At 46.0% G+C, this 14342-nt stretch carries 17 protein-coding genes and 1 pseudogene; 11 read left to right on the top strand and 7 right to left on the bottom strand.

Going from position 1 to position 14342, the window contains the following annotated elements; translation table 11 throughout:
- Positions 1-50: 50 nt before the first annotated feature.
- The 4 genes from CIK98_RS11395 to CIK98_RS11380 are packed head-to-tail and all read left to right on the top strand — an operon-like array spanning position 51 to position 5835.
- Entirely contained in the window at positions 51-1496 is a 1446-nt protein-coding gene (locus tag CIK98_RS11395) for a TolC family protein (RefSeq protein WP_371683267.1), read from the top strand.
- Positions 1481-2731, top strand: a complete 1251-nt coding sequence (locus CIK98_RS11390; protein WP_094384350.1) for an efflux RND transporter periplasmic adaptor subunit — start codon at positions 1481-1483, stop codon at positions 2729-2731. Before CIK98_RS11395 ends, CIK98_RS11390 begins: the two co-directional genes overlap by 16 nt.
- 35 nt (positions 2732-2766) lie before the next feature.
- On the top strand, positions 2767-5148 hold the full coding sequence (locus CIK98_RS11385; protein WP_172409919.1) for an FtsX-like permease family protein: 2382 nt from the start codon (positions 2767-2769) through the stop codon (positions 5146-5148).
- 12 nt (positions 5149-5160) lie between these two features.
- Complete coding sequence (locus CIK98_RS11380; RefSeq protein ID WP_094384348.1) at positions 5161-5835, top strand: ABC transporter ATP-binding protein; 675 nt, start codon at positions 5161-5163, stop codon at positions 5833-5835.
- Between the two features lie 63 nt (positions 5836-5898).
- Here CIK98_RS11380 and CIK98_RS18225 read toward each other — a convergent pair whose 3' ends face one another.
- From CIK98_RS18225 to CIK98_RS11370, 3 genes are all read right to left on the bottom strand, one after another.
- Positions 5899-6021 carry a smalltalk protein gene (locus tag CIK98_RS18225; protein WP_172409918.1) on the bottom strand — a complete coding sequence of 41 codons (123 nt, stop codon included), beginning with the start codon at positions 6019-6021 and terminating at the stop codon, positions 5899-5901.
- Between the two features lie 68 nt (positions 6022-6089).
- Positions 6090-6599 (bottom strand): HU family DNA-binding protein, encoded by a 510-nt coding sequence (locus CIK98_RS11375; RefSeq protein ID WP_094384347.1) that lies wholly within the window; start codon positions 6597-6599, stop codon positions 6090-6092.
- Positions 6600-7011: 412 nt separating this feature from the next.
- Positions 7012-8421, bottom strand: coding sequence for a hypothetical protein (locus CIK98_RS11370; RefSeq protein WP_094384346.1), 1410 nt, complete (start codon positions 8419-8421; stop codon positions 7012-7014).
- 304 nt (positions 8422-8725) lie between these two features.
- On the opposite strand from CIK98_RS11370, the gene CIK98_RS11365 reads away from it, so the two are divergent.
- Positions 8726-9193, top strand: a complete 468-nt coding sequence (locus CIK98_RS11365; protein WP_094384345.1) for a hypothetical protein — start codon at positions 8726-8728, stop codon at positions 9191-9193.
- Positions 9194-9255: 62 nt separating this feature from the next.
- On the opposite strand, the gene CIK98_RS11360 is transcribed toward CIK98_RS11365, so the two are convergent.
- Entirely contained in the window at positions 9256-9471 is a 216-nt protein-coding gene (locus CIK98_RS11360; RefSeq protein ID WP_094384344.1) for a hypothetical protein, read from the bottom strand.
- A gap of 272 nt (positions 9472-9743) precedes the next feature.
- Between CIK98_RS11360 and CIK98_RS11355 the strand changes: the two genes are divergently transcribed.
- The 6 genes from CIK98_RS11355 to CIK98_RS11330 all read left to right on the top strand — a co-directional run bounded on the left by CIK98_RS11355 (position 9744) and on the right by CIK98_RS11330 (position 11994).
- Positions 9744-10061: a nucleotidyltransferase domain-containing protein gene (locus CIK98_RS11355; RefSeq protein ID WP_094382249.1), complete on the top strand. Its 318-nt coding sequence runs from the start codon at positions 9744-9746 to the stop codon at positions 10059-10061.
- On the top strand, positions 10052-10360 hold the full coding sequence (locus CIK98_RS11350) for a HEPN domain-containing protein (protein WP_094384343.1): 309 nt from the start codon (positions 10052-10054) through the stop codon (positions 10358-10360). The genes CIK98_RS11355 and CIK98_RS11350 overlap by 10 nt, the downstream gene beginning before the upstream one ends.
- Positions 10361-10378: 18 nt before the next feature.
- Positions 10379-10558 carry a hypothetical protein gene (locus CIK98_RS11345; protein WP_094384342.1) on the top strand — a complete coding sequence of 60 codons (180 nt, stop codon included), beginning with the start codon at positions 10379-10381 and terminating at the stop codon, positions 10556-10558.
- A gap of 55 nt (positions 10559-10613) precedes the next feature.
- Positions 10614-11249 carry a porin family protein gene (locus CIK98_RS11340; protein ID WP_253249713.1) on the top strand — a complete coding sequence of 212 codons (636 nt, stop codon included), beginning with the start codon at positions 10614-10616 and terminating at the stop codon, positions 11247-11249.
- Positions 11250-11266: 17 nt separating this feature from the next.
- Entirely contained in the window at positions 11267-11575 is a 309-nt protein-coding gene (locus tag CIK98_RS11335) for a hypothetical protein (protein ID WP_094384341.1), read from the top strand.
- A 134-nt stretch (positions 11576-11709) separates the two neighbouring features.
- On the top strand, positions 11710-11994 hold the full coding sequence (locus tag CIK98_RS11330; protein ID WP_141210522.1) for a hypothetical protein: 285 nt from the start codon (positions 11710-11712) through the stop codon (positions 11992-11994).
- A gap of 774 nt (positions 11995-12768) precedes the next feature.
- Here the strand turns inward: CIK98_RS11330 and CIK98_RS11325 are convergent.
- The 3 genes and pseudogenes from CIK98_RS11325 to CIK98_RS18220 all read right to left on the bottom strand — a co-directional run.
- Positions 12769-13260 carry a hypothetical protein gene (locus tag CIK98_RS11325; RefSeq protein WP_141210521.1) on the bottom strand — a complete coding sequence of 164 codons (492 nt, stop codon included), beginning with the start codon at positions 13258-13260 and terminating at the stop codon, positions 12769-12771.
- A gap of 384 nt (positions 13261-13644) precedes the next feature.
- The gene (locus CIK98_RS11320; protein ID WP_141210520.1) at positions 13645-14028 is read right to left on the bottom strand and encodes a hypothetical protein; all 384 of its coding nucleotides are present in this window, start codon (positions 14026-14028) and stop codon (positions 13645-13647) included.
- A 63-nt stretch (positions 14029-14091) separates the two neighbouring features.
- Positions 14092-14342: pseudogene (locus CIK98_RS18220) on the bottom strand (hypothetical protein); the annotation flags it as partial.

Here is a 14342-nt window from a genome sequence, read left to right as displayed (position 1 = left end):
GCATTGGTATGAAGATAAAGAAACATATAGTAGTATCGGGAGTGCTCCTTATGGTGATGACAACCATATACGGAGCAACAGAAAGGCAAGTGGCAACGGGGAAGGACACATTGCGACTCACCTTGCGCGATGCCGTGGAGCTTGCGCAAAGGCAATCGCCATCTGTGCAGAGTGCGCGTAACGCGTATCTTGCGGCAAAGTGGAACTATCGCTATCACCTTGCCAACTATCTGCCATCTGTCACTCTCTCATCCTCGAATTATATAAACAAGGTGGTCAACAAAATCACGCAAGCCGACGGTACGGCTCTCTTCCTGAAACAAAACCAGCAAGGCAACGACCTTACATTGAAGATAACACAGAACATACCAATGACTGGAGGCAGCCTGTTTCTGAAGAGCGGATTATCGCGACTGCATGAGGGAGAGATGAACACCACGGAGTATAGTGCCGAACCGCTTGTCGTGGGATATGAGCAAAGTCTCTTCGGATATAACTCACTGAAATGGGACAAGCGCATAGAGCCGGTGAGATTCCGCGAGGCAAGAAAACGGTATGCCGAGGCTATCGAACTCGTAGCTGCCAATACCTGCCGCCGTTTTTTCACCCTCGCCTCGGCACAGATGGAACTTGAAATGGCAATGCAGAACTATGCAGCTGCCGACACTCTCTACCGTATGGCTCAGGGACGATATGCCATCGGCACAATCACCGAAAACGAGATGCTTCAACTCGAAATAACCCGACTGAACGAGGAGACAAACGTGATGGACGCTGACATCGCACTGAGGGAAGAAACCCTCGCCATGCGCTCCTTCCTCGGAATAGATAACGACATGGATATTGCGCTCACCCTGCCCGACTCCGTGCCGCAGTTTGAGGTGCCGATAGACATCGCAATGAGCAAGGCAATGGAAAAGAGTCCTGACCCAGAATACTACAACAGAATTATGCAGGAGAGCAAGAGCAACCTCGCCGTGGCAAGGGCAAATGCGGGATTAAGGGCTGACATATACATGCAGTTCGGACTCTCGCAGACAGGACCTAACATCTCTGACTCCTATCGCTCGCCAATGCAGCAGGAGTATGCCAACATCACACTCTCACTGCCCATCATCGACTGGGGACGGGGGAAAGGACGAATAAGAGTGGCTAAGTCGCAACTCGCACTGACGAACACCCAGGTGGAACAGGGTATGAGCGACTTCCGACAGAACGTGGCGCGCATAGTGGCGCAATTCAACATGCAGGTGCGAAGAGTGAAGATGTCGCGCCTCACCGACCAGCGAGCCACCCAGCGACATGCTGTGGCGCAAAGGCTCTACGTGATGGGGCGCAACTCCATCCTCGACCTCAATGCCGCCGTCAGCGAGAAGAACGCGGCCCGCCGCAACTGCATCTCAGCGCAGCAGACATACTGGACACTGTATCACACACTGCGCAGCATCACTGGATATGACTTTGAAAACAATACGGAATTATGGATATCAGAATAAAGAAAAAGCCTTGGTACAGGCGGTACTTGTACCACATCGCAGGAGGCACCACGTTGGCGGCATTGGTGATATATGCCACTATAATAAGCCTTGAGCCTCATAAGGTGAAATTATCCGACACCAAGGAGGTGCTGGCTTCGGCGGAAATGAGGGATTTCACTGAATATCTCGACGTGGAGGGAATTGTCCAACCGATAATGACCATACAGGTGAACACGATGGAAAGCGGATTCGTGGAGCGCATAGTGGCAGAAGACGGGGCGATGCTCAACGAGGGCGACACAATACTCATATTGGGCAATCCCGAACTGCTCCACTCCATCGAGGATGAGAACGACGCTTGGGAGGACAGTCAAAGGAGATACCGCGAACAGGAGATTGAGATGCAACAGAAGTCGATAGTGCTTCGACAGCAGGCTCTCGATGCCAACTATCAGTTGACGAGCATCGAGAACTCACTGAAACAGAGTCGCGAGGAGTATCGCATGGGCATAAGGAGCAAGGCAGAACTGGATGTTGCCGAGAAGAATTATGAGTATCAGAAGAAGAAGGCATTGCTTCAGTTGGAGAGTCTCGGACACGACTCCGTCTCCGCCCGACTGATGCGCGAGATGGCTGCCGCCAATCGTGAGGCAAGCGACAAGAAAAGGGCACGCTCCGCCGCTCGCACAAGAAATCTCGTGGTGAGGGCACCAGTGGCAGGTCAACTGAGTTTCCTTGCCGTCACTCTTGGGCAACAAGTGGGCGCAGGAACGAAGGTGGGCGAGATAAAGATAATGAAGCAGTTCAAGATAAAGGCATCGCTGAATGAATTTTACATCGACCGCATAGCCAACGGACTGCCTGCGAGTGTACGTTACCAGGAGAAGACTTATCCCATGCGCATATCGCAGGTGGTGCCCGAGGTGAAGGAGAAGAAGTTCGACTGCTCCCTCGTCTTCACGGGCGAGATGCCTGAGAATATCCGCATCGGCAAGAGTTATCGTGTGCAGATAGAACTTGGCAGCAAGGAGCGCACTCTCGTCATTCCGCGAGGCGACTTCCTCTCCATCACCGGAGGTCTGTGGATATACAAGCTCGATGCCGACGGTAGTCGTGCCGTGAAGACGGAGATAGAGACGGGACGTCAGAATCCGCAGCAGATAGAGATCCTGTCAGGATTGAAGGCTGGCGACCGAGTGATCATCGGGGATTACGACAAGTTGAATGGGGAAAACGAAGTATATGTTAAATGATGGGAAGACTTCCCCAAAACGAAATAGTTAAAAATATGATTAGACACAATTTATTAGTAGCATTGCGCAACTTGATGAAGTACAAGTTGCAGACCGTGGTGAGCATACTGTCGATAGCCATCGGCATATTGACCCTCGCCATCGTGCATACCGTGTTTCACGAGTTCAAAAGACCAGCCGTGATAAACGAGCCTTATTACGACCGACTGTATGAGGTGGCAATTATTGACAAGGAACAGTCAGGCGAAAACAATTGGCGCAACAACATCTCGTTCGAAATAATGCGCGAGATGAAGGCAGCGGGAGCATTGCCCTCAGCAGAAAAAGTGACGTTTCCAAACGGTTTGCAGACAGACGCCATGCCGGAGTTTTATCTCGGAGACAAACTCATAGCCAAACAGGACATTGCGCTTGTTGCCACAGACGACAACTATATGAACGTCTTCGGCGTCCGTTCGGCAATCACTGGAGAGAAGATAAAGGTGTTGAAACCCGGTGAGGCTGTCATAGGCAGACGTATGGCAAAGCAGCTCTTCGGCGACATCAATCCCGTGGGAATAAAGATTAAGAACGACGATGAGACGTGGTCAAAAAAACCAGTACTCACCATCTGTGATGTCTTTGAGGATGTCTCCCTGATTGAACACCTCATTGAGTCAAGGGACATTTATTATAGTGCCGGTCCCCTGCATGTTTCCACCCAATATACAGGAATGCCTGAGACGGGAATTTATTATTGCTACCGCATGTATGTTGTACTGCGCGAAGGACGTACCGTGGAGCAACTAAAGAAAGAGATAGAACGAGTGTTGAAACCACACAACTACTCATTCGAAGTGGGAGTACCCATATTTTGGAGAGATGATACGGAGAGCGCATATATATCCATCAAAAGCGGCGTGTATGTGGTTGGCTCTCTGATTTTGCTCGCTGCCGTCATCGGTTTCCTGCGTATGCAGATGCAACTGCTGTGGATGCGCCGGCGCGAGATTTCCCTGCGTATAGTCAACGGGGCAAGGCGCAGTCAGATATTCCTCACTCTTTCCACTGAGGTGACGATTGTCTTGCTGCTTTCGATGCTTATGTCGATATTGTTTGGCGTATGGCTTGAAGGCTTCTACAAATCTACACTTTTGCAAATCATAGGATACAACTTTATCGATACATCCTCGATATATATTTCCGCATTGATCATCGTAGCCATTTTATTTGTCATCAGCTCACTCATTATTTGGCTCACCATCAGGCGTATATGCAAGTCGGAAGGTGGACTTGCCGCATCGTTGCGTCGCAGTCGCACCCATTTTATGCGCAATGCCATGCTCACCATACAGTTGTTTGTGAGCATCTTCTTCGTATGCACCACAATCCAGATTTATCAGCTGACAAAGATAACATATAAGCAATTCAATGTTCCTGACAACGACAGCTTCTATAAGCAATGTATGTTGTGCATCCCGTTTGAAGAGTTCAACAGCATGGAATTCAGGGATGGTCTCAGTAAGTTGCCGAGCATCGACAAACTGATTCCCATGAAATCAATTTGGCTGTATGTAGACGAACTGAATGAAAGGGAGGACCTGAAAGGGAAAGTGAGCACGACTCACTTACAATCGTATGTAGTAGGTGACATGTCGTTTGTGAAATTCATGAATCTCGACGTGAAATGGTTGCCAGGAAATGCCGACCGAAACAGATGCGTATTGCTGGCCGAGAGCACGTATAGGTTATACAAGGAATTAGGCATTATACACAACGGTATGCTGAAAATGGGAACCGACTATCCTGTGGTTGGTACATTCAGTTTCCTCCCCTACAACAGTTCTGACAACATTGCTGTAGTCATCGACAAGGAAGCAATGCAAGACTGCGACTATATCATGGTGCCGAAGAAGGGGAAATACGACGAACTGAAGGCAGAAACAAACGCATTGGTCAACAAGATCTATCCCGCCTTGCGTAAGAGTATTGTACGAAATATGCGTGACACCATGTGCATTGATGCATTCGTAACGGATTGTACGGACACCGTTACCATAATACTCTCGATAGTGAGTCTGATTGTCTGTGCCATGGGCATATACAGTTCGGTGGCTCTCGACACCCGTGGGCGACGCAAGGAGATGGCGATACGCAAGATAAACGGAGCAAAGACCCGCAACATCGCCCTCATCTTCGGCAAGACGTATGTCATTGCCATAGCCTTGGCTTCGGTGATAAACATACCTGCCGCTTTCATGTTTGCAGATATATTCGGAGGTTCATTCGGAGGTTCGTTGGATGATCCTCAACAAAGCGCGATTGTCTCCCTCCTGCTCGGCATCTTGATAGTGGTGGCAGTGACATTCGTCATCGTCTTCAGGCATATTCGCAGTGCGATGAAGGTGAATCCGGCAAATGAAATAGTTAAGGAATAAAATAATAAAGATATGATCAAATTAGACAACATCAAGAAAGTCTTCCGCACAGACGATGTGGAGACCTGGGCTTTACAGAACGTGAGCCTCGAAGTGAAAGAAGGTGAGTTTGTGGCTATTATGGGTCCTTCGGGATGCGGCAAGTCAACGCTGCTCAACATCCTCGGACTTATCGACAATCCTACGGAGGGCACATACCTACTCAACGGCACCGATGTGAGCCGTATGCAGGAAAACGAGCGCACCGAACTGCGCAAGGGAACGATTGGTTTCGTGTTTCAGAGTTTCAACCTCATCGAGGAACTGAATGTCGTGGAAAATATCGAGTTGCCACTGCTCTATATGGGTATCTCGCGCAGTGAGCGTCGCCGACGTGTGCAGGAGATAATGGAGCGCGTAGGCATTGCCCACCGCTCAAAGCATTTCCCATGCCAACTCTCGGGCGGTCAGCAGCAACGTGTGGCAATAGCGCGAGCCGTAATCCCCTCGCCGAAGATTATCCTTGCCGACGAGCCTACCGGCAACCTCGACTCACGCAATGGACGTGAGGTGATGGACCTGCTTGCCGAACTGCATCGCGAGGGCACAACAATAATCATGGTGACCCACTCGCAGCACGACGCCAACTATGCCGACCGCATCGTCAACCTCTTCGATGGAGAGGTGGTGTCGCAGGTGGAGATGTAGGAGTTATAGTCAAATCCCTGAAAGGGGCGACCCTTTCAGGGATAGTGCGCCAAGGGCACTCTGTTAGAAATAGACGTTGGCTCCCATGCAGCTTGTAACGCCAAGAGTGGTAGCAATAGCCGTGGCTATCGACACGATGAGCTGAATAATCAGCTTCCAGGTGTTCTTTTTCGTTTCGGTACTCATAGTAGTAAAATTTTTTAAAAGTAAAACATGTTTAGGTTAGTGGGCGGGTAAGACACCCGCCCTTCTCGTTACTGGCCGAGGTCGTCACCGCCGCCGCCGGTCTCGGTGTTGTCGGTTCCGCTGCCCTCAGGGTCCTCCACGTTGCCGTCGTCGCTGGAGGTCACTCGCTTCACCACGTCGCCATTGCGGTCGTAGCAGGTGATGTTCACCGAGGTGCGGGCGAGTTCGTCCTTGATGTCGGTGTTGGGGGTGAAGATCACTCGGCGGGAGGTGATGAGGTTGGCACCCACCATGTTGACGTCGCTGACGGAGGTGGCGCGAAGTCCGAAGCGCATGGAGCCGAGTCCCGGAATGGCTACGGAGTGTCCCTCGGTGGCCCATGCCTTGATGACGTCACCGATGGCGTCCCATGCGGCGTTGATGGAGCCTTTGGAGATGCCGCTGCGCATGGCAGCCTCCTGAATCACTTTGCTCTGGGTGAGCTTGCTGTAGAGTTCGGTCTGCATGACGTAAGCCCACTTCTCTTTCGATTTGTCGAACGACACGTTGCGCTCGACTGCTTTCACTTTGATGCTCATAGTCGTAAAAGGTTAAATAGATGAAACAATAAGTAGTAACAATTCTCACGCTGCAAAGTTACTGCTTTTTTCTTGTTTCAGCAATAGTTGTCCCGTGGTGGCGGTCAAGGTTGTCCCGGATTTTAGGAATGGGGCATTGTGCAGAAATAAGAACACGTGGGGTAACCGGGGTAACCGCGGTAACCGGTGGCTGTGGTTTTGCTGCCTCGGGAGAGAAAATTTTTCGCCTCGCGAGGGGCTGGATTTTGATAGGGTTACCTGGTTACCCCGGTTACCGCGGTTACCCCACGTGTTTGTGTTTTTTTGGGGTCGTATATATATAGTGGATTAATAATATTATATATTATTAATCCACTATCCCCCTATACGGAAACATAGCGGGTAACCGGGGTAACCGAGGTAACCGGGGTAACTATGCGTTTTCAGTTAAGGTTTTTGCTACGGCTTTCAGCTTCTTCGCAATGTCCGTCACGATGTTTTCGTCCGTTGTGGTTTTCTTCCTTGAGTTGTATCTCTTCAGCGCCTGTTCCACGTTGGTGTGTTTCTTGTCTGGACAGATGGCCTCGATGGCTCTGCCGAACTCGGTCCCAAGGCAGTTGCAGTCGATGACTCCCATCCAGCAAAGTGCTTCCTTCACGTGCCCCCATGTCTTGCCTCCCGACAGTTTCCTGTCAGGTGTGCTTGTTGTGACGGCGATCTCGCGTATGGCCTCCACAATCTGGTTGGTTGCCGTTGCGCTCTCCCTAATCCCCCTGGCGAAGATGGGCGACAGCTCCATTATCTTGGTTTCCTGTGGAGTCTCAGCGATTTTTGCCACAGGCTTTACTTCCGCTTTGTTTTCCAAGCGTGATATTTCCTCAAGTATGCAAGCTATCTTGTGGTACTGTCCCACGATTTGCCCCACCTCTTCAAGTGTCAGGTCCTTCCTGTACTTGAAGATGAACTTGCCCGCATCCGTACCCTCCAGCACTTTGTCGATGTCGAAATAGATCTCAAGCGCCTCTTTCCACTTTCCGCTGAAGAACTTTGCCTTTTCCTTCTCCAGCTTTTCCTTCAGCATTTTCAGTTGCCTTTTCTTTGGTGCCTTGCTCAGCCAGCCTTGGAACGAGGCTTTCGCTTCGTTTATGTATATTACGAAATGTTCGACCGACAGGCGTTCGTAGAGGCTCTTGTATGCAGCTTCCTCGGGGCAGAGCAGTGCCTTGTTTGCCTTATACAAGGCCGCGAACAGTAGCCTCAAGGCGTATGTCAGAGTCCATTCATAAGGGCGAGTTTTATCATTAAATATCGAGTAGTCCTCAACGCTTAAATTTATTTTTTTCGCAATTTCGTCGAAGGCGGCATTATCGATGAAGTTTTTCCAGTCGTTCTCTTCGTCCTCGATGTCACTATTATATTTCCATATCAAATCATTATATTCTTCAGCATCGTCAATCATATAGAAGGGATATCCTTCGTCATCCGTGTTCGTCATTTGACATTCATGGAAGTACTGGTCAATGAAATGGTCTGCATTTGGCTTGAAAAATTCTATCCCGTCAGCTTCCTCGCCGCTATCGTGATTTAAAAACACATCAAACCAAGCAATAATTTTTTCCTCCCATAACTTGAAGTCAACGTCGCAAGCCTCCTTGAACGGAAGTTTATACCTCCATCTTTCGGCTGCGAGTTTTAGCTTTGAAGCCAGCGACTGGGCTTCCACGGCTATTGCCAACATCTGCATGTTGCCAGCAATGCTGTTTACCATAGTGGTGCAGCATTGCAGCATCTTGTCGATGTTTTCCAAGATCGTTAGGATATCTGATTTTTTGTTATTTTCCATATTATTATGTTGTTTTAGTTGCCATGTCAAGTATGGGGCTGCAAAAATAATCATTTTCTTTAAATTACCAAAATTTTCGATAAGATTTTTTTTGAGTACCTAAACTCGTACCCGATGGCATACCTCCGTACAATGTCGCTACCCTACTGAGTACCTCTTCAGAAAAACGCATTGCAATAGACGGAAAGGCCATTAACTTTGCATCAATGTTTAACCCGAACAGGGTGCCGTGGTGGCAGTCGCGACAATAAAAAGCCACCGTGGTCAAGCTCCGGAGTTTCCCTGTTCATAACCCAAAAACGTTATGGACACAAGGAAACAACAACTAAGGGAAGTCCGTCCTGAGGACTTCGACGCCGACGCCCTCCTGCGTGCAGCACGCGAGGGAAGGCTCTTCATTGCGCCTGCCGTAGAGAAGCATCCGCTTACGGAAGTGCTCGACTATGTGGAGCGCATCCGGGAGTATGCCACCAATCCCCATGTGCGCGAGATATGGGAAGCCATACTCAGTCACGAGCAGCTCGCGCCACTGTTCTACCTCACCCGCTACTCCCACCAGCGCGGACAGATAAACTGGTATCGAGTGACTGCCGTGGTAATTGTGCTGCGGGAGAAGGGCGTTTACAGGCAGGACATGACAGCCGTTCAGCTCCACAAACGCCTCGAAGGCACTAATCGTGTCACCAACCGATACAACGGCATAAGCCGCTACCTGCTCGAACGGCGTGAGCTTAACTTCGTGAGGCAGATTGTTGAAAGGTTCAGCCACTGAGCCACTCGGTTTTTCTTAGGGTTTGAAGGAACAATGGCTTGGATTGTTCCTCCAAAAATTGGCTATAATGCTTCAGTTCCCATCTTGAATATAATCACTTTTGTCACTTCACTCGGTTTCTTGCCAAGAGCCTGAGCAAACTGTAGTTTGGTCAAACCGCGTTGTGTCATCAACTCATAAATTCGGTTTGAAACGGCAAATTCCATTGCCACCTCCTGCTGTATGGCAGGAGAGGTGTTTGCCAACATTTCGTCAAATGATGTATTAATCCGCTTCATAAGTCAAATGTTTTATCAGTTTCAATTATGTTTTCTGTTACCGAAATCGTGCCATCTTTTACACCAGCTCCCATTAATCTGTCAAAGTTCTGATAGAGTCATGGGGACAGGTACTGAAGTGAACCCACAAAGTTGGACGGGTTAATAACTGTGAGCCTGTTCGAATGCCTGTCCCCTTGACCCTTAAAAGGGAGCAAGACTTAAGTTTTCTCCCTTTTTCTTTGTTTTTTCAATTTTTCTTTGTAATTTTGCGGCGATAAATCATTAATGCGATGAATAAAGATGTCTTAGAACATATTGAAGATACTGTTAGGGATATTATGCCTTTGGACGCTCGAATCCTTCTTTTTGGTTCGCGCGCAAGAGGTGATGCCCGTCCTGATTCAGACTGGGACATCCTTATTATCCTGAACAAGAACAAAAGAACTGTGCAGGACATTAATGATTATGCATGCCCTTTGATGGAATTAGGATATAGCATTGGCGAAGAAATAAATCCCATTGTATATACAAAAACTGAATGGGATAATCGCAGGTTTACATCATTACATGAATTTGTTGAACGAGAAGCTATTGAGATATGCCATTAAATAAAGAAGACAAAAAATCAATCTATTACACTCTCTTCTATATTTCTAATGCTTTGCTTGTTGACAAAGGCTTGTTTGCAAAAACGCATGCAGGTGTGATTGCAAAGATTAACGAGCACTTTGTAAAGACTGGAATTCTTTCGAGAGATGAAGGAAGAACAATCTCCATACTTCAAAATATGCGTCAATCAGGTGATTATGACGATTGTTTTGAATGGTCGGAAGAGGATGTTTTTCCTTTTTTCAAACGTACAGAAGAGTTGCTTTTGAAGATAGAGTCTTTATTAAATATCAAATAAGGAATCATCGGTGACGCGATGTTCAACGCTAAAAATGTCGGGACCAACGAGAAATATTCCATCTCAAAGGAAAAGCAAGGATTCAGCCTCTTTGTTTCGCCATGCATAGGTGTTAAGTTCCACTTTTCCAACGACATCGGAATCATTGCTTCTGTATTGGATGATAATTATCTTATAAAAGCATACCTTGCAGTATAATAAAAGCAGCAGGGTTTCCGTTTATATTTATGGATATAACTTAAAATAAAATATAATGAAGAGAAACGTTATCATATTAGCAATGCTTGCAATGCCGTTGATTGGCAATGCACAACGAGAAGTAGGTAGTTGGACACTGACGCCAAAAGTTGGTATCAACATCGCCAAGTTGACAGATCCGGACATCTATGTCGGCATTGACGGGGAGAAAATGGAATACACCAGCAAGGCTGGGCTTGTGGCTGGTGCAGAATTAGAGTATCAGCTGCGCGAAAGGTTCAGCCTGTCGGGTGGACTCCTTTATTCCAACCAGGGAACGAAGATGAAAGACAATTCACAATTCCATAACTCTTCATCCACGCTGCATTACCTTAATATCCCCTTGACGGCAAACTTCTACATCACTCCCGACTTTGCCTTTCACTTGGGCTTACAGCCAGGCTTTGCACTGAAGAAGCACATCCATGAGGAAATGCTTGATGAACATGGCAACTGGACTGTGACATCGAGCGATGACACCTGGTTCAAGACCTTTGACCTCAGCATCCCTATTGGCCTGTCGTACACGATAGGTGCCATACGGATAGATGCCCGCTATAACCTCGGCCTGACGAACGCTACAAAAATTGATGCAGTCAAGATTCACAACAGGGTCGTTCAGTTGACCGTTGGGTACAGATTTGAGCTATAACAAGGAATAGCCAAGATATGAAGAAAACCATCATCACCTTCCTACTAGCTCTTGTATTTCCAATTACTGCATCGGCACAACTTGAAAGCGTGAAGGAGTACCGAAGACATAAGAAATGTGGTGGTTATAAAAAGTCTAAAATGAAGTGTCTACAAATGACCTTTGAAATAATAAATGTTGTGCAACACGCGTTTTTAATTAAAAAAGGAACGATGAAATATTCTCTTGTCATTATCTTCGCAATGTCACTGCTGGCTGCCTGTTCCAACAATGACGAAATCACTGTGACCCCTGACCATCCTCACACGTACCTCAATACAGGATAAGGAACGACAACTTCAATTATATTTATCAGGACAAAATAAATGAAACGCCTTGGTACACGGAACTATACACGCTGGAATGGCAGGACGGGAACATCACGAGACGAACCTGCACCATTCCACAGCAAAAGAAGACGATGATATGGAACTATTGCTATTCTGAATTGGTTGGCACAATGCCAGGCAGCGACCCCAGAGTCATCTTATTTGACCTCATGCCGCTCTTCTCTACTGGTTTCTTTGGTTTCGAACCGTACAACTTGCTATTAAGCATAGAATCTGACGAGATTAAAACGCAGATAGGCTACTTGCTTGACGAGCAGCAAATGGTCTTTTATGTGAAATCTACAGTTACCTTATCTGATGGATTACCACAACTATATGACTATCAAATCAAGTGGCAGAGTTCGTCCGTTCATTAGGCATAAATTTTAATTGCAGGATATGGAGATGAGATAGGAAGACATAGGTTAGTAATATTAGAAATGACATTTATGAAACATTGGGGAACTATAATAAATTTCGTGCTCTTTGCATTTATCTGTTTGATTATATGCATAGCAGTGTGGATGTTGAGTGGTGACATTCAGAATTGGATGAAACTTGTCATTTATGCCATAACATTTGCAATACTTTTCCCTCTTATCCGTTACATAAAAAGAATAAGAGTGAAAAGACGTGAGGTGTTATTCTTAGTGCTCATGGTCTGTGCATTACAAGCCAATGCGCAGACATGAGGGTCAGGGGACAGGTACCTGACCCTCTCGCAGAGTCCCCTCAAGGACCATTTTTTCTAAACTATCACGAAGATTATTGAGATTTTCTTTATTCTGTCCTTTGACGCATCCTACAATCAATACGAAGACAATAAAAAAAATACGATATTTTTTTCATAGAAACTTATTGGCTTGTTATTTAATTCTGAATTCATGGTTATATCTTCCCCATGCACCAGTGATGAAACCAATGATAGTCGGTCCAGTAACTATCCTGTGTCCTCTAGGTGTGCGATAATTCCAACCTCCAAATACATTTAAATTTATTGGGAGTGCATTTCTATAGGCCTACCGGGCAAGTCAAATTCGCTCGAATTTAATTCAACCAACGGGTTAAATAAAGGACATTTGGAGCTTTTCGGCCTACCAAATGTCTATTACGCCGCAAACCACAAAAACTTAACAGACTATTGATTGATGTCACATATATATTATTTTTTTATTAATGTTGACGGGAACATGGTCTCCAGGCAGTCCTCTACTTACATATTTTCCAATGAGCTTATTACCTAAGAAAGTAAGATATATCAAGTCTGGCTCGTATATTATCTGAGGATAACGAGAATCTTTCAAGCCATATTTCTTGTATATTTTTGGAAAGTATTTCTTTACCTCCTTGCCAAAGCTTTTGTCATCTAATTTGAAAACGGGGCTCATAGCCAGCGATTGTCTCGGATTCGCCGTCCACATCACAAACAAGATGTCCTTACCATGAACTTTGCTTTTAAAATTATATGGACATCTATTCCACGAATCATAATCAATCTCATCGGATATTGTATATCGCTTCAGAATGTTGCTGATATCCCGACAATATACTCTTATGACATAGTCCTCGCCTTTATGAATGGAATCCAAGGAGTCAACATAAAAAGCCAGTTCCCTTTTCAAATCTTGATTGTCTATCTCCATGTACCTGTCTGTCTCCTTATAGCCTTCATTGTTACATGAAAGACATATGAGAGTTATCGATATTAAGAAAAATATAACTTTATACATTCCTTTAAATTTAAAATGTTATGAAAAAACTTACCATTTTTTTTTCTCTACGGGAAAAGCCAGTCCATTCAAATAACAAATACATGATGTCTGTGTTCTCAGAAACCGACATAGTAACTTCAATCACCTTGTCTTTGAGTTCATCATCGTCATTGCATTATACCATTCCGATAGCAGAAATGATAACGACAAGCAATGTAGAAAAAATAATTTGATTGTCTTCATAATATCATTTGTTTATCTTTTATGTATTGAGTTCACGTCAGTTGATTATATGCCTCCTTTATCTTTATGACCTCAATAAGCTGCCTCTGTGACTGGAATTTTTGACAATACATCGCTTTTTGCTCTCCAATTGACATTCCACATATTGCCCGTCTCAGAGTCAAACAGCACCCAGACCCAACTGCTGTCTGTCGGATACATTTCAAAACGGCCCGGTTTTTTGTCAAGTGCAAGAGGTTCTGCATTAAGCACTCGGTTTTTCTTAGGGTTTGAAGGAACAATGGCTTGGATTGTTCCGTCTCTTGTGTCAAGCCTCAGAAAAACACCTGTTATAGCAGGATAAAGAACATAGTTTGTACTTTTGCTCGTTGAAATCACTACCTTCACGTCATCATCTGCATTGACTGTAGCAAATGACAAGCAGCAAATGGTCAACAATACTATAAATCTTTTCATAATTATCTATATATTTAATGGTAAACGATGAGATATTCCAAAAATTGGCTAATTACAATAAATTCACAACGCCTTAATTTCCTCTTCCTGCAAGCCTGTGACCTTTGAGATGTCGGAAATCGACATGCCCATCGACTTGAGGTTGCGTGCAATGGAAATTTTTGCTTTTGCTGCACCTTCCACGCGACCTTTCTCCTCCGCCGTGTCAAGCGAGTTCTTGAGGTCGCGATAGGTCTTGAGGCTGTCCTCGTATTCCTTCAGTTCGACTGGAGTGAACTTGGCTATCTCAGCCACCTGAAACAGACGGTCGAATA

The sequence above is a fragment of the Prevotella sp. P2-180 genome (assembly GCF_002251435.1).
GTDB lineage: Bacteria > Bacteroidota > Bacteroidia > Bacteroidales > Bacteroidaceae > Prevotella.
Note: the sequence above shows the minus strand (reverse complement) of the source record. Positions and strands in the feature narration are given on the sequence as shown.